The following is a 21,725-nucleotide window of genomic DNA, read 5'->3' as shown; positions in this document are numbered from 1 at the left end:
CTCATTCCCAATCGCGGCGCGAACGCCCGCGCTTGATCTCGCTGCGCTCGCGCTTGCCCTCGATCCGGCGCTTCTGCGAGGCACGGGTGGGGCGGGTCGCGATGCGCCGCTTCGGTACCGCCAGGCCGGCGGCGATGAAACCCGCCAGCCGCTCGCGTGCGTCCTGGCGGTTGCGCTCCTGGGTGCGGAAGCGCTGCGCATCGATCACCAGCACGCCGTCGTCGGTCAGGCGCCGGTCGCGCCGGGCCAGCAGCCGCTGGCGCAGGTCCTCGGGCAGGGACGGCGAACCGGCGATGTCGAACCGCAGCTCGACGGCGGTGGAAACCTTGTTGACGTTCTGGCCGCCGGCGCCGCTGGCGCGCACGAACCGCTCGACGATCTCCGACTCCGGGATCGCCAGGTCGGGACTGATGCTGAGCACGTCGACGGGCATGGGCGGATTGTAAGCGGGCGACGCCCCGCGGCGCGTGCTCAGCCGCCGCCGGCGGCGCCGTCCGCCAGGCTCCAGCCGAACAGCGCCATGGCCTTGAGGAACTCGCCGGAGGGCGGCGCCACGACCGTCATCTCCTGCCCGTCCTTCGGGTGCGGAAAACCCAGCTGCCAGGCGTGCAGCAGCATCCGGTGCACGCCGCGCATGCGGAAGGCGCGGTTGTGGCGGCCGTCGCCATGGCTGGTGTCGCCGATCAGGTGGTGCGAGGCGTGCTTGAGGTGGCGCCGGATCTGGCGGAAGCGCCCGGTCACCGGCGCGCATTCCAGCAGTGCGTAGCGCGAGGTCGGGAATCCGGCCGAGGGCTCGTCCAGCTCGCCGCAGGCCAGGCGCCGGAAGCGGGTCACCGCCGGCTTCTTCTGCGGCTTGCCGGGGCCGCCATCCAGCGGATGGTCGATGGTGAACCCTTCCTCGGGCCAGCCGCGGCACACCGCCAGGTAGCGCTTGTCCAGCTGCTGGGCCATCACCGCCTTGCCGAGCGCCGAGGCGGTGTCGCGGTCGAACGCCAGCAGCAGGCAGCCACTGGTGGCGCGGTCCAGGCGGTGGACCAGGAACACCTGGCGGCCGAACTGGGCGCGCAGCCGGTCGGCGGCAAAGTCGGTCTCGTCGGCCGCCAGCACGCTGTCGTGGACCATCAGGCCGGCGGGCTTGTCGACCACGGCCAGCCATTGGTCGGCGTGGAGGACGGGAAGGGATCCGGGGAGTTGTTCGTTCACCCGCGCATTATCCGCGGGTCGGCGGGTTTTGCCGCACCCGGCCCGGAGCGGGCGACGGCGGCCGGCCGTGGCGCGTTCCGGCGGTTGCATGGAGACGACCTGCAGGGAGGGGACGACTGGAAGATGCGTGGCATCGCCGGCCGGCCGGTTGCCTTCCATCGCGACGCCTGGCGCCCGGCCTGTATAGATCCGCTTGCACGCATGACCAGCGGCACTCCTGCCGCCCCGGTGTTCTGACACACTCCGGCGCGGGCTTCCCGCCCACATCGACAACGACTGGAGACCAAGGATGATTTCCGGAAGATCCTTTTCCGCGCTCGCGCTGGCCCTCGCCCTGCTGCTGCCGGTACCCGCGGCCCCTGCCGCCACGCCGGCCCTGCCCAAGGGCGTGACCGCCGGACCCAGCATCGAGGGCATCAGCGAATACACCCTCGGCAACGGCATGCGCGTGCTGCTGTTCCCCGATTCCACCAAGCCGACGGTAACGGTCAACCTCACCTATGGCGTGGGTTCGGTGCACGAGCAGTATGGCCAGACCGGCATGGCCCACCTGCTGGAGCACCTGCTGTTCAAGGGCACGCCGACCCATGCGGACATCCCCGGCGAGATGAAGCGCCGCGGCATCAGCTACAACGCCACCACCTCGCTGGACCGCACCAACTACTACGCCGCCTTCCCCGCCAACGACGACACCCTGTCCTGGGTGCTGCGGATGGAAGCCGACCGCATGCTCAACTCGAACGTGTCCAGGGCGGACCTGGACAGCGAGATGACCGTGGTGCGCAACGAACTGGAGGCGCGCGAGAACAATCCGGCCAACGTGCTGCTCGAGCGCCTGCGCTCGACCGCCTTCCTCTGGCACAACTACGGCAATTCCACCGTCGGCGCGCGTTCGGACGTGGAAGGCATGGGCATCGGGCAGCTGCAGGACTTCTACCGGACCTGGTACCGGCCGGACAACGCGACCTTGGTGATCGCCGGCCGCATCGATCCGGCCACGACGCTGGCGAAGGTGCAGTCCAGCTTCGGCGCGCTGCGCAACCCGAAGTCCGCGCTGCCGCGGGTGCCCACCATCGAGCCGGCGCAGGACGGCGAGCGCACCGTGGTCGTGCGCCGCACCGGCGACCTCGGCGTGGTCGCCGCGGCCTACCACGTACCCGCCTCGACCCATCCGGACAGCGCGGCACTGGCGGTGCTGGCCGATGTGCTCGGCCATACCCCGGCCGGACGCCTGCACAGGGCGCTGGTGGAAACCCGGATCGCAGCCGCCGCCGGTTCCTGGGGCGAAACCCTCGCCCAGCCCGGCCTGTTCACCGCCATCGCGCTGCAGCCGCGAAGCGGCGACGCGGCGAAGATGGAGGAGGTGCTGCTGGCGCAGCTGGAGGCACTTGCCACCAATCCCGTCACCGACGAGGAGGTGGCCGAGGCCAAGCAGCGCATCGCCAACAACCACGACCTGTACTTCACCGACGTCAATGCGGTGGGCATGCGCCTGACCGAGTCGGTCGCCGCCGGCGACTGGCGCCTGCTGCTCACCCAGCGCGACGCGGTGGCAGCCGTCACCACCGCGGACGTCAACCGGGTTGCCACGCAGTACCTGCGTCCGGGCAACCGCACGCTCGGCCGCTTCATCGCAACCGACACCCCCGACCGGGTCGAGGTGCCCGTGGCGCCGACCGCCGCCAGCGTGGTCGCCGGATACACCGGGCGCGCCGCGGTCGACTCGGGCGAGCACTTCGAGCCGACCCCGGCCAACATCGAGGCCCGCACCCGCCGCATCACCCTGGGCGACGGCCTCAAGGTCGCACTGCTGCCCAAGCGCACCCGTGGCGGCACGGTCTCGGTGGTGGGCCGCTTCCGCTTCGGCGACGCCGAAAGCCTGGCCGGGCGCGACGCCGCCGCGGATATGGCCGGCGCGATGCTGATGCGCGGTACCCGCCAGCTCAGCCGGGTCGAGATCGACCGCCGGCTGGAGGCGTTGCAGACCAAGGGCGGCGTACAGGGCGGCCTGACCGGCGCGAACCTGAGCCTGCTCAGCCGCCGCGAGCACCTGCCCGAGGCACTGGCGCTGATGGCCCAGCTGCTGCGCGAGCCGTCGTTCCCGGAGGACGAGTTCGAGCAGCTGCGGCTGCAGCAGGTCACCAGCCTGGAGGCGGCGCGCACGGATCCGGGCAGCATCGCCTCGCAGGCGATGGCGCTGTACTTCGATCCGTGGCCGGCCGGGCATCCGCTGCACGTGGACACCATCGACGAGTCGCTGGAGCGCGTGCGCGCGTTGAAGCGCGAGGACCTGGTCGCGTTCCATCGCGACTTCTACGGCACCTCGCGCGGCGAGATCGCGGTGGTCGGCGACTTCGACGCCGAGGCGCTGGAGAAGCAGCTGCAGGAGCTGTTCGCCGGCTGGGACAGCCCGCGCCCGTACACGCCGATCGCTACCCGCTACCACGCCGTCGACCCGCTGGTGTCGAAGCTGCCGGTCGCGGACAAGCCCAACGCGGTGCTGCTGGCGCGGCACAACATCCCGCTGCGCTACAGCGACGACGACTATCTCGCGCTGTCGGTGGCCAACCGTGTGTTCGGCGGCGACTCGATGACCTCGCGCCTGGGCAACCGCATCCGCCAGAAGGAAGGCCTCAGCTATGGCGTGGGCAGCCAGGTCAACGCCGACGACAGCATCGACGGCACCGACGACGACGGCAGCTTCGTCATCCAGGCCATCGCCGCGCCGCAGAACATGGAGCGGGTCGACGTGGCGGTGCGCGAGGAGCTGGCGCGGCTGCTGGCCGACGGCATCACCGCCGAAGAGCTGCGCGACGCGGTATCCGGCCTGCTGACCGAACTGGAACAGGGCCGGGCCAGCGATGGCCACCTGGCCGGCATCCTCCAGGACCAGCTGTTCCATGGCCGCACGATGAAGTTCACCGCCGCGCGCGAGGCGCAGTACCGGGCGCTGACGGTGGACCAGGTCAACGCGGCGATCCGCCGCCACCTGGATCCGGCGCGCCTGAGCGTGTTCGTGTCCGGGGACTTCGACGCGGCGGCCAGGGCCGCGGCGGCGGTGCCGGCCGTGGCGCAACCGCCGCAGGGCTGAGCCCGACGGGCCGGCCCGCCGTACGGAGCGACCGGCCCTGCCAACCGATCGCCGCGGCCTGCCGCGGCGATCGTCCTTCAGCGGCGCGGCAAGGCGGCCAGCACCGCCCACAGGCCGCCGATGCCGGCCACCCAGGCCGACAGCGGCACCCCGGCCAGGCGCGGGCCGCCGGCCTCCAGCGCGTACAGCACCGCCGCCACCAGCAGCAGGCCGACGCCGAGGATCGCGGCGACCGAGCGCCGCTGCATCACCTTCAGGGTGTGCTCGATCCCGGCCAGCTCCGGTGCATGGATGCCGGTCTGGTGGCGTCCCTGCACCTGCTGCTCCAGCCAGGTGTGCAGCAGGCGCGGCATCTCCGGCGCGCGGGTCATCAGCTCCGGGGCGCGCTGGCGGAACTCGCGCAGCAGCCGGCGCGGGCTGTAGCGCTCGCGCAGGATCTTCTCCAGCACCGGCCGCGCGACCTCCCAGATGTCCAGCTGCGGGTCGAGCTGCCGGCCCACGCCCTCGATGTTGAGCAGGGTCTTCTGCAGCAGGATCAGCTGCGGCTGCAGGGTCAACTCGTAGCGCTGCGCGGTGCGGAACAGCTTGGCCAGCACCTCGGCCAGCGAGACCTCGCTCAGCGGCCGGGTGAAGTACGGCTCGCACACCGCGCGCGCCGCCGCCTCCAGCTCCTCGATCCGCACCGTCGCCGGCATCCAGCCCGCTTCCACGTGCAGCTCGGCGATGCGCCGGTAGTCCTGCTGGAAGATGGCCATGAAGTTCTCGGCCAGGTAGTACTGGTCGCGCGAGGACAGCTGGCCGACGATGCCGAAATCCAGGGCGATGAAGCGCGGATCGCCGCGCCGCGCCGGGTCGGTATCGACCCAGATGTTTCCGGAGTGGGCGTCGGCGTGGAAGAAGTTGTCGCGGAACACCTGGGTGTAGAACACCCGCACGCCCTTGGCCGCCAGCACCCTGCGGTCGATGCCCGCGGCATCCAGCGCGGCGATGTCGTCGGAGGGGATGCCGTGCACCCGCTCCATGGTCAGCGCCCGCTGCGCGGTGTGGGTCCAGATCACCTCCGGCACGTACATGTCCGGGGAATCCTTCCAGAACCGGCGCATCACGCTGGCGTTGGCACCCTCGCGCTGCAGGTCCAGCTCGGCGGCCAGGGTGGTCTCGATCTCCGCCACCACCGCCTGCGGGCGGATGCGGTCGGCCTTCGGATGGGCGCGGTCGACCACCGCGGCGAGCGAGCGCAGCAGGGCGATGTCGGCTTCGATCTGGCGCTCGATCCCCGGGCGCAGCACCTTGACCACCACCTCGCGGCCGTCGTGCAGGCGCGCGGCGTGGACCTGGGCGATCGAGGCCGAGGCCAGCGGGCGGGTGTCGAACTGGGCGAACGCCACGTCCACCGGGCGGCCGAGCGCCTGCTCGACGATCGCCTGCGCGGCCTGGCCGTCGAACGGTGCGACCTGGTCCTGCAGCATCGCCAGTTCCTCGGCGATGTCCGGCGGCAGCAGGTCGCGGCGGGTGGAGAGGATCTGCCCGAACTTGACGAAGATCGGTCCCAGCTCCTGCAGCGCCAGGCGCAGGCGCATGCCCGGCGGCTGCGCGGCGACATCGGCGCTGGCGCGCGGCACGAACGGACGCGCCAGGCGCAGGAAGCGCTCGGCCGGGGTCCCATCGAGCAGCGCGTCCAGGCGGTAGCGCAGCACCACCCGGGCGATGCGCCAGGCGCGCAGCGCGCCCCTCACGACGCGCTCCCCGGCACGCGCAGGCGGCCGAGGCGCGCGGCCAAGCGCTCGACGTCGTCGCGCACCGCATCGACGTCGTCGTTGAACGCAGCCAGCTCGGCGCGGCCGACCACGTCGCGCGATTCCTCGACCAGGAACTCGGCGCCGGAGCGCACCAGGCCACTGGCCAGGCCACGCGCGCCGCGCAGGGCGGCGGCCGCGGCATTGGCCAGCTGCACGCCCAGTACCGGGCCGAAGGCCTCGACGAAGGGCTGCTGCCAGTCCGGCTCGAATCCGGTGGCCAGCTTCTGCAGGCGGCGCGCGAGGTCCGCGTCGCCGGACACGTGCAGGCGGCCTGCGGGGCGCCCGCGCGCGGCGGCGGCCAGGAACGGCACCTGCCCGAGCAGGCCGCCGATGGTGCCGCGCACGGCCAGGTCGGCCTCGCGCAGCGGCGGACCGACCTGCAGGTACTGGTCGTGCACCCGGATCTCCAGCGCCAGCGGCGGTCGTTCCAGGGTCAGGGAGACGCTGCGGCCGTGCAGTTGCGACAGCGCGGCGAGGGTGTCCGGGTCGAGGGCCGCGGCACGGTTGAGCGCCGCTTCCAGGGCGCGTCCGGCCAGCGGCTTGAGGGCATCGAGGGGGCTTGGCATGTGGCCATTCTAGCGGTCGCCGGGTGCACGCACCGGCCCTGGCCGGCCGGCAGCGGTGCGGCGGATACGACAAGGGCGCGGCCGGTGGCCACGCCCTTGTCGATGGGTCCTGCCGGCGGCGCCCGGTGGGCGCCGGCTCGGACTAGACGCGCCTGCCGCGCAGCAGGGAGATGGCGCCCAAGACCAGGAACACGACGAACAGGATCCAGGCGATGTTGGTGGCGGCACCGGCGATGCCGCTGAAACCCAGCAGCGCGGCGATGACGGCGATGACGAAAAAGACGACAGCGTAGTGGAGCATCGGGGGCATCCTCGTTATGGCGCCGGGGCGGCGGTCGAGGGGGATGCTGCACAAGGGCCGGTGGTGATCAGGTGACGGACGATGTGTTCTGCCAGCTGTCCTTCAGCCTCATGATTCCCTCGTCAAATCCCACCTTGGGCACGTAGCCGAAGTCGCGCCGCGCCGGTTCCATGCTGTACCAGTGCGCGGTGGCCAGCTGCTCGGCGAGGAAACGCGTCATCGGCGGCTCGCTGCGCAGGCGCAGCAGGGGCCACAGCCGCTCGCACACCGCACCGATGCCGTAGGCGGTCCGGAAGGAGATGCTGCGCGTCACCGGCGGCGCGCCGGCGGCCTGCAGCAGGCGGTTGAGCACCTCGCGCATCGGCAGCGGTTCGCCGTTGGAAATGAAGTAGGCCTTGCCCGCGCAGGCAGCGCCGGGCGCGAGGTGGTCCAGCGCACCCAGGTGCGCCTGGGCGGCGTTGTCGATGTAGGTGGTGTCGACCCTGTTGCTGCCATCGCCGACCAGGCGCAGGCGCCCGGCATGCGCGCGCTCGACCAGGCGCGGCAGGATCTGCGGATCGCCCGGGCCCCAGATCAGGCGCGGCCGCAGCGCGACCACGGCCAGCTCTGGTCCATTGGCCGCCAGTGCCTCCTGTTCGGCGATCGCCTTGGTCGCCGCGTAGGGCGCCTGGAAGTCCTCGCCGTAGGGCACCTCGTGCGCACCCAGGCCCTCGACCGGATGGGTCGCACGATGGGTCACGCTGGGCGTGGAGGTGTACACCAGCCTGCCCACGCCGTGCGCGCGGCAGGCGGCGATCACGTTGCGGGTGCCGACCACGTTGGCCTGGTGGTAGCTGTCGTAGCTGCCCCAGGCGCCGGCCTTGGCGGCGTTGTGCAGCACCGCGTCCTTGCCCGCCACCGCCCTGGCGACCGCGGCCGCGTCGGCGAGGTCGCCACGGTGCTGGACCACGCCCATCGCCTCCAGCGCCGGCGAATGGCTGCGCTGGAAGCTGTGCACCTCGTATCCGCGCGCCAGCAGCGCGCGGCACAGGGCCTGGCCGAGGAAACCCGCGCCGCCGGTCACCAGCACCTTCATGCACGCTTCTCCAGCTGCCGGGTGGCCCACGCGGCGAGCTTCTCGCGCCCGATCTTGGCGTTGTGGCGGATGTCGACCGGGAACGCGGGATGGCGCAGGAAGCGGCCGATGCGCGCGGTATGCGGCAGGCGGCTGCCGAGCAGGCGCAGTTCCTCGGCGATGCGCTCGAACTCGGTGGCGCGCACGCCACGCGCCAGCTCCACGCACAGCACCGGCACCTGCGCACCGGGCGCGCCGACGCCGACCAGGGCGGTGCGGCGCACGCGCGGATGCACGTTGAACACCGGCTCGACCTGCTCGGTGTAGAGCGGGCCATCGGCGGCTTCCACGCGCTGGGTCTTGCGCCCGCAGAACCACAACCGCCCCTCGCCGTCGAAGTAGCCGGTATCGCCCATGCGATGGACCACGCGGGTGCTGCCGTCGGGCAGCGTCTCGCTGATCTTGGCCGCGCGGGTGGCGGCATCGCGGTTGAAGTAGCTGTCGGTGGCGGTCGGGCCGGCCACGGTGATCTCGCCGACCTGGCCGGCGGCAAGCACGCGCGCCTGCTCCCAGGACGCGATCGGGGCATCGTCGATGGCGATGATCCGCACCTCGTTCGGCGCCACCGGGCGACCCACGCAGGTGCCGGCGCCGGCCTCGGTGGCGGCGCGGGTGGACTGCAGCTCGCGACCCTCGATCACCGCCACCGGCAGGCACTCGGTGGCGCCGTAGGGCGTCCAGAACTGCGCATCCGGCGGCAGCAGCGAACGGATCTTCTCCACCACCTCCGGCGGCACCGGCGCGCCGGCCGAGGTGGCGCGGCGCACGGTCGGCAGCGGCGCGCCATGGTCGGCCAGTACCCGCATCAGCGCCGGCGAGCCGAACAGCTGGGTCACGCCGAAGCGCGCGATCGCATCGTGCAGGCGGCGCGGGTCGGCCTCGGCCGGGCGGGTCGGGTCCATGTCCGGGATCACCGAGGTCAGGCCCAGGGCCGGATCGAACAGGGCGAACGGCGGGAAGGTCGGCAGGTCCACGCCGCCGGCCTCGATGCCGAAGGCCTCGCGCATCAGTGCGATCTGGGCGACGAAGTGGCGGTGGCGGTAGACCACGCCCTTGGGCACGCCGGTGGAGCCGCTGGTGAACAGGATCGCCGCGACCTCCTCGCCGCCGGTATCGGCCAGCTGCGGGCCGGCACCGCGGCCGGCGCGCTCGACCGCGGCCAGGGTGGTGCCGCCCCAGCCCATGCGGGTGCCGACCGTCACCAGCTTCTTCGCCGAAGCCGCCCAGCCGAGCAGGCGCCGGGCCACGTGCGCCAGCGGGATGCCGATGAAGGCCTCGGCCTGGGCCTCGTCCAGGCACTGCTTCAGCGCGCGCCGGTCGATGCCCGGATCCACCAGCACCGGCACCGCGCCGGCCTTGAACAGGGCGAACATCACCAGGAAGAACTCCGGCGACGGCCGCACCATCACCACCGTGCGCACGCCGCGGCCGATGCCCTGCGCGGCCAGGCCGGCGGCGATCGCGTCGCTGCGGGTGTCGAGGGTGCGGTAGTCGAGGACCACGTCGTAGCGGGCCAGGCCGCGGCCGGAGGCACGCTTGCCGGGGCAGCGGATCGCGGGCTGGTCGGGACGCTCGGCGGCCAGCCGCGGCAGCGCCGCGGCGATGTTGCAGGGGCTGGAAGTCATGCGGGGATTATCGCGCATGGTCCAGGGAGGGTCCCGCCGGCGGGCGGACGTCGTCCTGGATGCCTGTTTCCCTGCGGCCGGCATCCGGCCGGATAGCCCAGCACCGGCTATTGCCGGGGATCGGATCGCCCGCCCGCGGGCCCCACTGCCGCGTTGCAGCCGGGCGGCGCGGGCCTGGCCCGGGCCCGGATCGGCCGGGCACTGCACAAGGCCCCGGGCTTGCGTCAGAATCGCCGCCCGTTCCCGCCACTCCGCCGCGCAAGGCCCGGCCTCCCATGCATCCCTGCCTAACCTGCGGCGCCTGCTGCACCCAGTACCGGGTCGCCTTCCACTGGATGGAATCGGACGAGTTCACCGCAGGGGGGGTCCCGGCCGCGCTGACCGAGCGCCTCGATGCGCACCGGCTCTGCATGCAGGGCACCTACGCCCCGCCGGTCCGCTGCACGGCGCTGGATGCGGAGATCGGCGTGTATTCGCGCTGCAGCATCCATCCCAACCGGCCCTCGGTCTGCCGCGAGGTGGATGCCTCCTGGGAATTCGGTGCGGCCAGCTCGCAGTGCGACCGCGCCCGCGTCGCCCACGGCCTGCCGCCGCTCACCGCCGCCGACTGGCGCTGGCGCGACCCCGCCGGCAACGACGACGACCGGCCCGACGACAACGGCAACAGCCCGTCCTCGCCCCCGGCTCCGCCGGTGGCGGCGTAAGGCTGCGTAGCCCGGACAAGGCCGCAGGCCGCATCCGGGTTCCGGCGGATCGCATGGACCAGCCGCGCACCCGCCCGGGGTGCGCTTCGCTTGGGCGGGCTACACGGCCGGTGGACAGGTCAGAGCGGATTCGCGTCGAGGAACGCGCGGATCCGGGGCACCAGGACCTCGTGCTTGTCTTCCAGCACGTAGTGGCCGGCGTCCTCGAAGGCGTGGACCTGGGCGCGCGGCAGGTCGGCGCGGAAGCGCTCGAGGAAGTGGTGGTCGAACACGAAGTCCTTCAGCCCCCAGCCGATGAAGGCCGGGCGGTCGGCGAACGACGGCAGCGCCCTGCCGGCGGCTTCCAGCAGCGGCCAGGCCTTGTCCTTCGGCGACAGCGGGATGTCCTGCATGAAGCGGATGGTGGAGATGCGGTTCTTCCACGAGTCGTACGGCGCCACGTAGGCGCGGCGCACCTCGGCCGGCATCTTCCGCTCCACGCCCAGCCAGGAGGCACCGGAGGAGAACGCGTTGAAGCTGCGGATCACCACCTCGCCGACGAAGTAGTCGCGGCCCAGCGCGATCTGCCACGGCATCTGCTTGGCCGCCGGCATCGGGAAGGCAGCGGTGTTGAGCACCACCAGGCGCTTGACCTGCGCGGCGTGCCCCAGCGCCCAGCCGAAGCCGATCATGCCGCCCCAGTCGTGCACGGCCAGGGTCACCGGCGTGCCGTCGTCGACCCCGGCGTGGCGCAGCAGCGCCTCCAGGTCGTCCACCCGCGACTGCAGGGTGTAGTCGTAACGCGGCGATGCGGTGAGGCGGTCGTCCGGCTTGTCCGACAGGCCCATGCCGACATGGTCGGGGACGATGCAGCGGTAGCGGTCCGACAGTCCCGCCACCAGGGTGCGCCAGTAGTAGCTCCACGACGGATTGCCGTGCAGCATCACCACGACCTCGCCGTCGCGCGGGCCCTCGTCCAGGTAGGACATGTGGATGCCGGGACGGACTTCGAAACGCCGGGGCTGGGCGGGGTAGCCGGGGAACTGGGACACGGTCGGGTGCTGTCGCGGAAACCGCGCATTGTAGGCCAGCGCGCCGCCCGGGTCGGCCGCGTTGCTGCGCCCGGCCGCCGGCGGGTCTACCATGCACGCCCCTGACGAGTACTGCTGCCATGGCCACGCCCCCGCCCTATCTCGACGACGCGCAGATCGAACGGCTCTCCAGCCTGCTCGAGCAGCGCGCGGTGCCGTTCCGCGGCTTCAACCTGGAGGCGCTGGACGGCTTCCTCTCCGCCCTCGTGGTGGCGCCCTCGCCGGTCGCCGCGGAGGAATGGCAGCCGGTGGTCTGGGGCGGCAAGGCCCCGAGCTGGGGCAGCCCCGAAGAGGCCGAGGAGATCCAGGTCCTGCTGCAGGGCCACTGGAACATGTGCGCCGCCCGCGCCCGCCAGGGCGAGGAGATCCCCGACCACCTGATGCCGCTGATGTGGCTGCCCGAGGACCCGGAGAACGCCGAGGAGGCGCTGGGCGAGGACGAGCTGGACGTCGGCCACGACTGGGCGCTGGGCTTCTTCGAGGGCGTGGCCCTGCGCGAGGAAGGCTGGGACGCGTGGCTGGACGAGCACGAGTGGATCGAGGACATCTTCGACCTGCTCGAGCGCCTGGCCTCGGGCGAGGTGGTCGACCCGGAGAACCCGGAGGCCGAACCGGCCCAGTTGTCCTACCGCGAGCGGCTGGAGATCGTGATGGACCTGCCGGGCATGCTGGCCGACCTCAACCACCAGCACATCGCCGCGCAGACCCCGCGCACCCCGATCCGCCGCGAGGAGGGCCCGGGCCGCAACGATCCCTGCCCCTGCGGCAGCGGCAAGAAGCACAAGAAGTGCTGCGGCGCCGGCTGAGACCGCGCCGCCAGGCCGGCCCCGGCGGCGATGCCAGGGCCCGGAACAGCAAAGGGCCGGCATAGCCGGCCCTTTTGCATCATGCGGAGCAGGAGTGGCTTACCACTCCACCTCGGCCATCGAGCAGTTCAGGCCCGAACCGATGCCCAGCAGGGCGATCCGGTCGCCCTTCTTCAGGCGCCCCAGCTCCTTGAGCTTGCTCAGCACGATCGGGACCGAAGCCGGGCCGATGTTGCCGTGTTCGCCGAAGATGGTCATGACCTTCTTCGGGTCCACGCCCAGCGACTTGATGAAGGCCTTGGTGTGCGGACGGCTGACCTGGTGGATCACGAACTGGTCCAGCTCCTCCACCGCCCAGCCCAGCGCGATCTTGGCCGCGGCGAAGGTCTTGGTCGCCAGCTTGATGCCCTCGATCAGCAGCAGGCGGGTGTCGGTGACCATGCGGTCCAGGTTGCCGCGGCACAGCTGGTTGAACTCGGTGGCCGAACGGGTCACGCCGCCCTTGTAGCGCGGGGCGTCCGGGACCAGCTCGCGGCGGGCCAGGACCATGGCCGCGGCGCCGCAGCCCAGGGTCAGGGCCGCCATCTCGTCGCGGAACTCCTGCTCGGTCACGTCCGGCGAGCTCATGCGCTCCAGGGTCTTCTCGTAGACCAGGTTCGCGGTCTCGCCGTCCACCACCAGGGCATAGTCGATCTCGCCGCGCTCGAGCATGCGCGCGGCGATGTCCATGCCGTTGATGAAGGCCAGGCAGGCGTTGGCGACGTCGAAGGTCATGCACTCGTCGGACACGCCGAGGTTGCCGGACACGATGGAGGCGGTGGACGGCTCCAGGTAGTCGCGGCTGACGGAGGTGTTGACCAGCAGGCCGACCTTCTCCACGCCGATGCCGGCGTCTTCCAGCGCCTTGCGCGCGGCCAGGGTGGCCACGTCGGAGGCCTGCATGCCGTCATCCCACAGGCGTCGCGCATGGATGCCGGCGATGTCGCCCAGCACGTCGACCCGGATGCCGAGGCGGTCCAGGGTCGGTTTCAGCCGGTCGTTGATTTCCTGCGAGGTGAGGGTATGCGGCGCATCGATATGCGCCAGCCCCGCGATGGAGACGTTCTTGAAAAGCATGGCTGGACCACGCCGGTGAGGCGAAAGGGGCGTAGATTCTACCGGTTGCCCGCCTTCACCGCACCTTTACGTACGGCGCGGCACCCGCGCCGTTCAGCGGCACTGCCAGCCGGCGAAGCGCTGGGTGCCCGCGGTCGGCTCGCCCAGCGGCTGGATCACGTTGGCGCCCAGGCCCGGCGCCTCGTTGCGGGCCAGGGTCTCCAGCTCGTCGCGGACCTTTACCTGGTTGCGCTCGTAGAAGGCCACGCTGTTCTTGACCGAGACCTCGATCTCGCCCTGGCGGACGCAGCCGGCCGGGGCCCCGCCCGCGGCGATCACGCGCACCGCCTTGGCCTCGGGCTGGATCGGCACCCAGGTGCAGGCGGCCAGCGGCAGGAGGAGCAGGATCGGGAGGGCGGCTCGGGTCATGGACGTGTTCCGGGATGTGAAGACTGGTGCGAAGCGTGCCAGAACCAGGCGTAACGTGCCGCAACCGCCGGTGCCGCCCCTCTGGACGGCACCGGCGCGGGACGGTCAGCGCTTGACCGGGTTGCCGTCGGCGTCGATCACCTGGACCGGGCCGAGCTCGAGCGAACGCACCGGCTGCTCGACCTGCTTGAGGTCGCCGACCACCACCCAGACCAGCTTGTCCGGGTCGAGCGTGGTCGCGGCCTGCTTCACCTGGTCCACGCTCAGGCCCTCGATCATGGCCTTGCGCTGGAACACCCAGTCGTCCGGGCGGTCGTAGCGGACGATGCCGCCGATCGTGCCCAGCACCGCACGGCCGGTCTCATAGGCGCCCGGCAGGCTGCGGATCTCGGTGGCCTGGATCTTGGACACCTCGGCCTCGGTCGGCGGCTTGTGGCCGGCAACGTACTCGCGCACCTCGCGGTCCAGCTCGGCCAGGGCCTCGGCGGTCTTGTCGATCTGCACCGGGGCGAAGGCCATCCACGGCCGCTGGCCCAGGGCGCCCTGGGTGAAGCTGTAGGCGCCGTAGGCCCAGTGCTTGTCCTCGCGCAGGTTCATGTTCAGGCGCGAGGAGAACTCGCCGCCCAGCACCGAGTTGGCGAAGTCGAACACGACGGTGGACGGGTCCTTGGTCGAGGGCACGACCTGGCCGGCCAGGATGGTGGCCTGGACCGCGCCGGGCTGGTCGATCAGGTACACCGCGGCGCTCTTCGGACGCTCCACCGGCGGGATGTTGTCGGCGGAGATCTCCGGCGCCGGGGTGGACGCCTTCCAGTCACCGAAGTGGCGCTCCAGCAGCGGCACGATCTCGTCCAGGGTGGTGTCGCCGACCACGATCAGGGTGGCGCCGTCCGGACGCACCCACTGCGCGTGGAAGGCCTGGAGGTCGGCGCGGGTCAGCGAGGCGATGGACTCCTCGGTGCCGGTGCCGCTGAACGGGATCGCGTAGGGGTGGCCCTTGCCGTACAGCAGCGGCGGCAGCACGCGCTGGGCGGCACCGTTCGGGCGCGCCTTCTCCTGGGCGATGCCAGCCAGCCAGGTGGCGCGGACGCGGTCGATCTCCTTCTGCTCGAAGCGCGGGCGGCGGATCATGTCGGCGAACAGCGCCAGCGACTCGTCCAGGTTCTCCTTCAGCGCCGACAGGTAGGCGTTGCCACCGTCCAGCGCGGCACCGGCGCCGACCGAGGCGCCCAGCGCCTCGACCCGGTTGGCGAAGCCCAGCGCGTCCAGCTCGCCGGCGCCCTCGTCCAGCATCGACATGGTGAAGCTGGAGGTGCCGAGCTTGCGGCCATGGTCGGCGAAGAAGCCGCCCTTGAACTCGTAGCTCATCTGCACCACCGGCACCGCGTCGCGGCGGGCCAGGATCACCTGGGTGCCGTTGCCGAGGGTAGCCCGCTCCAGTGCCGGGAACTTCAGGTCCGGGAAGCTCTCGGGCATCGGCACGCCCTTGCTGCGGTCCACGCTGGTCTTGACCGTCTTGTACTTGCGGTCCGGCCTGGGCAGGTTGAACGGGGCCGGCGTCGGCGACGGCTCCTCCTCCAGCGCGGCACGCTCGCCCGGCAGCACCACCAGGGTGTGCGAGCCCTCGCCCAGCCAGGTGCTGCCGGCCTTGCGCACGTCATCGACGGTGGCGCTGGCGAAGACCTCCAGGCTCTGGCGGAAGCAGCCCGGGTCGCCGGTGTAGACCGTGCACTCGGCCAGGGCGTCGGCCTTGCCGCCGAAACCGCCGATGCGCTCGACGCCGCGCACCACCGAGGCCTTCACCATGGCCTGGGCCTGGTGCAGCTCCTCGGCGGTCGGGCCTTCGGCGACCAGGCGCGCGATCTCCTCGTCCAGCGCCTTCTCGACCTGGGCCGGGTCCACGCCCTGGCGCACGTCGGCGCTGACGTAGAAGGTCGAGGCCAGCTCGAACGGCAGCACGTAGGCGCTGACGCGGTCGGCGAGCTTGTCCTGGAACACCAGGCGGCGGTCCAGGCGCGAGCTCTTGCTGCCGCCCAGCACCTGGGCCAGCAGCTGCAGGCGCTCCAGGTCCGGCTTGCCGTAACGCTCGACGCTCCAGGCGCGGTAGATGCGCGCCTGCGGGACCTTGTCCTCCATGGTCTCGCGGGTGGTCTGGCGCTTGGCCGGGCCGGCCTGGGTGCGGTCCAGGGTGGGGCCGGCCGGGATGTCGCCGAAGTAGCGGGTGACCTTCTCCTTCGCGGTGGCCACGTCGATGTCGCCGGCCAGCACCAGCACCGCGTTGTTCGGGCCGTACCAGGCGCGGAACCACTGCTTCACGTCCTCCAGCGAGGCCGCGTTGAGGTCGTTCATCGAGCCGATCGTGCTGTGGTGGTACGGGTGGCCCTTCGGGTACAGCGCGCGGTAGATCAGGTCGTCGGCTTGGCCGTAGGGCTGGTTCTCGCCCTGGCGCTTCTCGTTCTGGACCACGCCGCGCTGCTCGTCCAGCACCTTCTGGTCGATCGCGCCGAGCAGGTGGCCCATGCGGTCGGACTCCATCCACAACGCCAGGTCCAGCGCGGTGGTGGGCACGTTCTGGAAGTAGTTGGTGCGGTCCAGCCAGGTGGTGCCATTCATGTCGGTGGCGCCGACCAGCTCGAACGGCTCGAAGTACTCGCCGCGGTGGTTCTCCGAGCCGTTGAACATCAGGTGCTCGAACAGGTGGGCGAAGCCGCTGCGCCCGGCCGGCTCGTCCTTGCTGCCCACGTGGTACCAGATGTTGACCGCCACGATCGGGGCCTTGCGGTCGGTGTGGACCACCACGCGCAGGCCGTTGGGCAGGGTGAACTCCTCGTACGGGATCAGCGACTCGGTGGCGCTGGACGCGGCGTTCGTGGCCGCTTCGGCCGGCGCCAGCGCGGCGACCCCGAAGGAGGTGGACATGGCCAGAACCAGGGCCGCGGCAAGCGGCGTGCGTGCGATCCTCATCGGTGGAGCTCCCTGTGCGGTATTGGACGCCGATCCTAGCCCCCGGCCACCGCCATTACACTAGGCCACAAGACACCCCTGGCCGGAGCACATCCATGGAACCGCGCCACTGCCTGGTCACCGGGGCCAACCGCGGCCTCGGCCTGGAGTTCACCCGCCAGCTGCTGGCCGGCGGTGCCCGCGTGGTCGCCACCGCGCGCCATCCCGGACGCGCCACCGCGCTCAATGCGCTGGCCGGCGAGCACCCGGGGCGCCTCCATGTACTGCCGCTGGACGTGGCCGTTGCCCGCAGCCGCGACGAGCTGCTGCGCGAGCTGCCGCTGGTGCTTGGGCAGCGGCGCCTGGACCTGCTGCTGAACAACGCCGGCGTGCTGCACGGTGGCGAGCGCTTCGGCCAGGTGGCCGAGGCCGACCTGGAAACCAGCGTGCGCACCAATGCCATCGGCCCGTTCCTGCTGGTGCAGGCCCTGGCGGGGCTGCTGGCCGATGGCGGCATCGTCGCCAACCTGTCCTCGGAGATCGGCTCGATCGCCCTGCGCCGCGAGTTCCGCACCCCCAGCTACGCCATCGGCAAGGCCGCGCAGAACATGGCCACGGTGATGCTGTCCCAGGCCCTGCAGCCGCGCGGCATCCGCGTGGTCGCCCTGCACCCGGGCTGGGTCCGCACCGACATGGGCGGCGAGCGCGCCCCGGTCCTGCCCGCGGAGGCGGTCGCGGCCCTGCTGCAGGTGCTGGAGCGGCTCGGTCCGACGGACAGCGGGCTGTTCCTGGGGCCGGATGGAGCGGTGTTGCCCTGGTAGGGGCCGGGCACTGCCTGGTCCCGGTGTTTGGTACGCACCGGACCGGGCGTCCCGCAGGAAGCCGCCCCTGCCAGACCACCATTGGCGTTCCGCCGTGCCGGGAAGACGGGGCCGGTGGCTGGGCGTTGGACCGGGCGCGCGCACGGCGTGGCCTGGTGCCTCTTACATATATGTAGGTAGCGGGCCGCCCGAGCCACGCCTCACGGCTGCCGACCCGGGCAGGCACATCCCTGGCCTCCCGATGCCCTGGCCAAACGGGCGGACCAGTACACCTGGCCCCTGGCGCAGGACGCATTTCGCGCACTCCCACCTCGACCAGCACGCCCCCCGGGGCTGCCTTGTGCCGCGGATGGCGGCGTCATTCCTGCTGTCCGGCCCGCGTGTCCGCCCGCATGCGGACGTCCGGACAGCGCTGCGGACACTTTCCCGCGCGCGCAAATTGCTGATTTTCAAGAAATAAAACTTGGCACGGGACCTGCGTTGTCCTTGGTGCACCCAGGCAGCACCCGGCAGAAGCTGAACAAAGGCTGAAGACAGAGAAGGAAAACGCAGGTTCCAATTGCACGCCCTGCTTAGGTGTACTACCTTACTACCACACCACTGATCAGCGACACCGGAGCACGCCATGAACGCCAAGACCCTCGCCGCCTCCCTGGCCCTCTCGCTGGCCGCCGCGTCTGCCTTTGCCGCCGAAACCCCGCGCGTCGACCGCATCGTCAACCTGCCCGCCGTCACCGTCCGTCCGGATGCCGCCCTGCAGGTCGAGCTGGCCGCCACCCGCATCGTCGACCTGCCGGCCGTGACCGTCCGCCCGACCGCCGCGCAGAAGGCCGAGTACCTGGCCGTGCAGGCCATCCAGGCCCGCATCGTCGACCTGGCCACCGTGTACGTGCAGCCGACCGCCGAGCAGCTGGCCGAGCGCGCCTCGATCGCCGCCCGCGAGCAGGCTGGCGCCCTTGCCGCCCAGGTTGGCCACATGACCGAGCAGGCCGCCTCGTCGGCCAACGTCTCCGCCTACGCCTCGGGCAAGTAAGTGCGGGGCGCGGAAGACACCGGCGGACGCGGCGTGGCCAGCACGGCCAAGCGCCCCGTCCGCCGGCCCGTCTAGAATCCGCGGATGCCAGCCCCCGTTTTCGACGTCCTGCTCTACCAGCCCGAGATCCCGCCCAACACGGGCAACGTGATCCGGCTCTGCGCCAACACCGGCGCCCGACTCCACCTGATCGAGCCGCTTGGCTTCAGCCTGGAGGACCGCCAGCTCCGCCGCGCCGGACTGGACTACCACGAGTACGCCAGCCTGCAGGTCCATCCCGACCTCGCCACCGCGCTGGAACGCATCGCCCCCAAGCGCCTCTTCGCCCTCAGCACCCGCGGCCAGGTCCGCCACGACCAGCCGGCCTATGCCGATGGCGACGCCTTCCTGTTCGGCTGCGAGACCCGCGGCCTGCCCGAGGACGTGCTCGGGTCGATCCCCGAAGCCCAGCGCCTGCGCCTGCCGATGCGCCCGGGCAACCGCAGCCTCAACCTGTCCAACGCCGTGGCCGTGCTCGTGTTCGAGGCCTGGCGCCAGCACGGGTTTGCCGGCGGCAGCTGAGCCTGCGGTCACGCCGGGCCCCGCGTCTTGCAATCCCTCACTTGGATGCACGTTGCTGCGTGCCGGGCGTGCATGGCACTGGCCCACTCGGGTGTACGGGTTCCATGGGTGTCGAACGCGCATCCAGCCTCTTTCCCGTGCATCAGGCGGGGCCCACAAAGTTCCCCGCATGCGCCGCTAATTCATGTACTGGTCAGTTCTATATTCAGGCCATGTTGCGGGTCGGGGCGAATAATGCGCCTGCCATGAACGGGAACGTTTTGTTCATAGGCCCATAACAACGAGACAAGAGAGTCCGTACATGAAGAAGAATTCCCTGCTTGCCCTGGCCCTGGTCGCCACCCTGCCGTTCGCCGCCAGCGCCGCCGAAGGTGTGTCGTACAACTATGTCCAGGGTGGCTACTCCGCCACCAACACCGATGGCGCCGACGCCGATGGTTTCGGCGTGGACGGCTCGGTCGCGATCGCCCCGAACTTCCACCTGTTCGGCGGCTACAGCAACCAGGAGATCGACGACACCTCGATCGACTTCGACCAGTACCGCTTCGGCGTCGGCTACAACCGCGAGGTTGCCCCGGCCGTGGACCTGGTCACCCGGGTCGCCTACGAGAAGTTCGACGCCGGCCGTGGCTTCGACTACGACGGCTGGAGCGCCGAGGTCGGCGTGCGCGGTTCGCTGCACCCGAACTTCGAGGGCTACGCGATGGCCGGCTACGAGGACGGCGACGAGTACGACGGCGAGTTCTACGGCCGCGTCGGTGCGCTGGCCAAGTTCAACCAGAACTGGGGCATCAGCGGCGACGTGAAGTTCGTCGACGGTGACACCCAGTGGTTCGTGGGCCCGCGCTTCACCTGGTAACCCACTGCAAGGTCCGCGGCAGGACGGGGTGGTCTCTCTCTCCCCCGACCCGTCCTGCAATGCGGCGCTGGCGTGTTCCCCCTCCCCCACGCCAGCACCCCCGGAGCCCGGCCTAGCGCCGGGCTTCTTCTTTTCGCGGCGCCGGCAAAGCGCATAGGCGCGCCGCTTATTTGCTCATGAGGATCGCGCATGGCGCGCCGCGGCCCGCGCCGCCGGTGCCATGACAGACTCGGCCACGGCGCTCCCACGGATGCCGTGCCCGCAATGACCCTCACCCAGCTGCGCTATTTCGCCGCCATCGTCGATGCCGGGCTCAACATCACCCTTGCCGCGCGCAAGGTGCACGCCACCCAGTCGGGCCTGTCCAAGCAGATCAAGCAGCTGGAGGAGGAACTGGGCTTCCTCCTGTTCACCCGCCGCGCGCGCAGCCTGACCGCGCTGACGCCGGCGGCCGAGCGGGTGCTGGAACATGCGCGCCCGCTGCTGGCGCACGCGGCCAACATCCGCGCGCTGAGCGAGAACCTGCGCCGGGAGACGGGCGAGCTGCATATCGCGACCACCCACACCCAGGCCCGCCACGTGCTGCCGCCGGTGCTGGCCGCGCTCAAGCGCGGCTATCCGCAGGTGGCCATGCACCTGGCGCCGGGCGGCGATGCCGAATCGATCGCGCGCCTGGGCCGCGGCGAGGCGGACCTGGCCATCGTCAGCAGCAGCGGCGATCCGCCGCCGGGCGACGTGTGCCTGCCGCTCTACCACTGGGAGCGCGTGGTGGTGGTGCCTGCGCGCCACCGGCTGACCCGTCTGGGGCGGCCGCTGCAGCTCGACGACCTGGTCCACTACCCGCTGGTGAGCTACGAATCCAGCCGCGAATCCGGCTCCTCGCTGCAGCGCGCGTTCCGCGCTGCCGGCCTGGAGCCGGAGGTCGCGGTCACCGCGCGCGACGCCGACCTGATCGCCACCTACGTACGCAGCGGCCTGGGCATCGGCGTCGTCGCCGAGATGGCGCTGGAATCGATCCAGGGCGAGGACCTGGTGGTGCTGGACGCCGGGCACCTGCTGCCGACCTGCACCGCCTGGCTGCTGCTGCGCCGCGACCGCCTGCTGCGCGACTACACCGCCGACCTGGTCGCCAGGATGGTCGGTGCCGACGTGCGCGACGTGCGCCGGGTGGTGGAAGGCGAGGAAGCCCCGGCCTGGCCGGTGCCGCACTGGCGCGAGGCCGGCACCCTGCTGCGGCGGCGGCGCTGAGACCGATCGCGGCCAGCGGGGCCGCAGGCTGGCGGGCGCTGCTACCAAGCTGGGATGGATGCCGGGTGGTGGCCTGCCACCGGCCAGTTCCTGCCCAGGAATGGAACCGGATACTCATCGATGGACAAATTTTGTCCAACCGAATGAATCCGGGGCTTTCCGTTGATGAAAATTTGTCCAACCGAATGAATCGGAAACCTTCCGTTGATGAATTTTTGTCCATCGGAAGGAATCGGATGCTCTCCGTTGGTGAAATTTTGTCCAACGGAAGGAATCAGACACTCATCAATGGTGAAAATTTGTCCAACGGAATCATTCCCGGGCTCTCCGTTGATGAAAATTTGTCCAACGGAATGATCCGGCACCTTCCCCGGCACGGAGCCCTGCAACCAGCGACCGCAGGGCGGCTCCGTGGACCGCGTGGAGATGGCGGTACCGGCTGGAACGATCCCGCGGG

20 protein-coding genes are annotated in these 21,725 nt (G+C 71.2%); 8 read left to right on the top strand and 12 right to left on the bottom strand.

Annotated features, from left to right (window positions below; translation table 11 throughout):
- Position 1: 1 nt before the first annotated feature.
- Complete coding sequence (arfB, locus tag PSESU_RS00660) at positions 2–433, bottom strand: alternative ribosome rescue aminoacyl-tRNA hydrolase ArfB (RefSeq protein ID WP_013533824.1); 432 nt, start codon at positions 431–433, stop codon at positions 2–4.
- A 38-nt stretch (positions 434–471) separates the two neighbouring features.
- Positions 472–1,293: a pseudouridine synthase gene (locus PSESU_RS00655; protein WP_013533823.1), complete on the bottom strand. Its 822-nt coding sequence runs from the start codon at positions 1,291–1,293 to the stop codon at positions 472–474.
- A 199-nt stretch (positions 1,294–1,492) separates the two neighbouring features.
- Between PSESU_RS00655 and PSESU_RS00650 the strand changes: the two genes are divergently transcribed.
- Positions 1,493–4,294, top strand: coding sequence for a M16 family metallopeptidase (locus PSESU_RS00650; protein WP_013533822.1), 2,802 nt, complete (start codon positions 1,493–1,495; stop codon positions 4,292–4,294).
- Between the two features lie 77 nt (positions 4,295–4,371).
- Here PSESU_RS00650 and ubiB read toward each other — a convergent pair whose 3' ends face one another.
- From ubiB to oleC, 5 genes are all read right to left on the bottom strand, one after another.
- Positions 4,372–6,030: a ubiquinone biosynthesis regulatory protein kinase UbiB gene (gene ubiB, locus PSESU_RS00645; protein ID WP_013533821.1), complete on the bottom strand. Its 1,659-nt coding sequence runs from the start codon at positions 6,028–6,030 to the stop codon at positions 4,372–4,374.
- Positions 6,027–6,659: a ubiquinone biosynthesis accessory factor UbiJ gene (locus tag PSESU_RS00640; protein ID WP_013533820.1), complete on the bottom strand. Its 633-nt coding sequence runs from the start codon at positions 6,657–6,659 to the stop codon at positions 6,027–6,029. The genes ubiB and PSESU_RS00640 overlap by 4 nt, the downstream gene beginning before the upstream one ends.
- Before the next feature lie 142 nt (positions 6,660–6,801).
- A complete protein-coding gene (locus tag PSESU_RS15815; protein WP_013533819.1) occupies positions 6,802–6,960 on the bottom strand; it encodes a DUF1328 domain-containing protein in 159 nt (52 codons plus the stop codon).
- Positions 6,961–7,027: 67 nt separating this feature from the next.
- Complete coding sequence (gene oleD, locus PSESU_RS00630; protein WP_013533818.1) at positions 7,028–8,035, bottom strand: 2-alkyl-3-oxoalkanoate reductase; 1,008 nt, start codon at positions 8,033–8,035, stop codon at positions 7,028–7,030.
- Positions 8,032–9,699 carry an olefin beta-lactone synthetase gene (gene oleC / locus PSESU_RS00625; RefSeq protein ID WP_041763699.1) on the bottom strand — a complete coding sequence of 556 codons (1,668 nt, stop codon included), beginning with the start codon at positions 9,697–9,699 and terminating at the stop codon, positions 8,032–8,034. Before oleC ends, oleD begins: the two co-directional genes overlap by 4 nt.
- 275 nt (positions 9,700–9,974) lie before the next feature.
- Between oleC and PSESU_RS00620 the strand changes: the two genes are divergently transcribed.
- Complete coding sequence (locus tag PSESU_RS00620; protein ID WP_013533816.1) at positions 9,975–10,403, top strand: YkgJ family cysteine cluster protein; 429 nt, start codon at positions 9,975–9,977, stop codon at positions 10,401–10,403.
- 119 nt (positions 10,404–10,522) lie between these two features.
- Here the strand turns inward: PSESU_RS00620 and PSESU_RS00615 are convergent, their stop codons facing one another.
- On the bottom strand, positions 10,523–11,434 hold the full coding sequence (locus PSESU_RS00615; protein ID WP_041764254.1) for an alpha/beta fold hydrolase: 912 nt from the start codon (positions 11,432–11,434) through the stop codon (positions 10,523–10,525).
- Between the two features lie 119 nt (positions 11,435–11,553).
- On the opposite strand from PSESU_RS00615, the gene PSESU_RS00610 reads away from it, so the two are divergent.
- A complete protein-coding gene (locus tag PSESU_RS00610) occupies positions 11,554–12,279 on the top strand; it encodes a UPF0149 family protein (protein ID WP_013533814.1) in 726 nt (241 codons plus the stop codon).
- 99 nt (positions 12,280–12,378) lie between these two features.
- Here the strand turns inward: PSESU_RS00610 and PSESU_RS00605 are convergent, their stop codons facing one another.
- The 3 genes from PSESU_RS00605 to PSESU_RS00595 form a co-directional block, all read right to left on the bottom strand.
- Positions 12,379–13,395, bottom strand: coding sequence for a 3-oxoacyl-ACP synthase III (locus PSESU_RS00605; RefSeq protein ID WP_013533813.1), 1,017 nt, complete (start codon positions 13,393–13,395; stop codon positions 12,379–12,381).
- A 93-nt stretch (positions 13,396–13,488) separates the two neighbouring features.
- Positions 13,489–13,803: a DUF4156 domain-containing protein gene (locus tag PSESU_RS00600; RefSeq protein WP_013533812.1), complete on the bottom strand. Its 315-nt coding sequence runs from the start codon at positions 13,801–13,803 to the stop codon at positions 13,489–13,491.
- A gap of 105 nt (positions 13,804–13,908) precedes the next feature.
- The gene (locus PSESU_RS00595) at positions 13,909–16,767 is read right to left on the bottom strand and encodes a M16 family metallopeptidase (RefSeq protein WP_013533811.1); all 2,859 of its coding nucleotides are present in this window, start codon (positions 16,765–16,767) and stop codon (positions 13,909–13,911) included.
- Positions 16,768–16,862: 95 nt separating this feature from the next.
- Here PSESU_RS00595 and PSESU_RS00590 point away from each other — a divergent pair, with 95 nt between their 5' ends.
- From PSESU_RS00590 to PSESU_RS00570, 5 genes are all read left to right on the top strand, one after another.
- The gene (locus tag PSESU_RS00590; protein ID WP_013533810.1) at positions 16,863–17,567 is read left to right on the top strand and encodes an SDR family oxidoreductase; all 705 of its coding nucleotides are present in this window, start codon (positions 16,863–16,865) and stop codon (positions 17,565–17,567) included.
- 625 nt (positions 17,568–18,192) lie between these two features.
- Positions 18,193–18,600 carry a hypothetical protein gene (locus tag PSESU_RS00585; RefSeq protein WP_013533809.1) on the top strand — a complete coding sequence of 136 codons (408 nt, stop codon included), beginning with the start codon at positions 18,193–18,195 and terminating at the stop codon, positions 18,598–18,600.
- 84 nt (positions 18,601–18,684) lie between these two features.
- Entirely contained in the window at positions 18,685–19,161 is a 477-nt protein-coding gene (locus tag PSESU_RS00580; RefSeq protein WP_013533808.1) for a tRNA (cytidine(34)-2'-O)-methyltransferase, read from the top strand.
- Positions 19,162–19,462: 301 nt separating this feature from the next.
- Positions 19,463–20,020, top strand: a complete 558-nt coding sequence (locus PSESU_RS00575) for an Ax21 family protein (RefSeq protein WP_013533807.1) — start codon at positions 19,463–19,465, stop codon at positions 20,018–20,020.
- A gap of 264 nt (positions 20,021–20,284) precedes the next feature.
- Entirely contained in the window at positions 20,285–21,268 is a 984-nt protein-coding gene (locus tag PSESU_RS00570) for a LysR substrate-binding domain-containing protein (RefSeq protein ID WP_041763697.1), read from the top strand.
- 41 nt (positions 21,269–21,309) lie between these two features.
- Here PSESU_RS00570 and PSESU_RS16390 read toward each other — a convergent pair whose 3' ends face one another.
- Positions 21,310–21,645: a hypothetical protein gene (locus PSESU_RS16390; protein ID WP_203415169.1), complete on the bottom strand. Its 336-nt coding sequence runs from the start codon at positions 21,643–21,645 to the stop codon at positions 21,310–21,312.
- Positions 21,646–21,725 lie beyond the last annotated feature (80 nt).

This window comes from Pseudoxanthomonas suwonensis 11-1, assembly GCF_000185965.1.
Classification (GTDB): Bacteria; Pseudomonadota; Gammaproteobacteria; order Xanthomonadales; family Xanthomonadaceae; genus Pseudoxanthomonas; species Pseudoxanthomonas suwonensis_A.
Note: the sequence above shows the minus strand (reverse complement) of the source record. Positions and strands in the feature narration are given on the sequence as shown.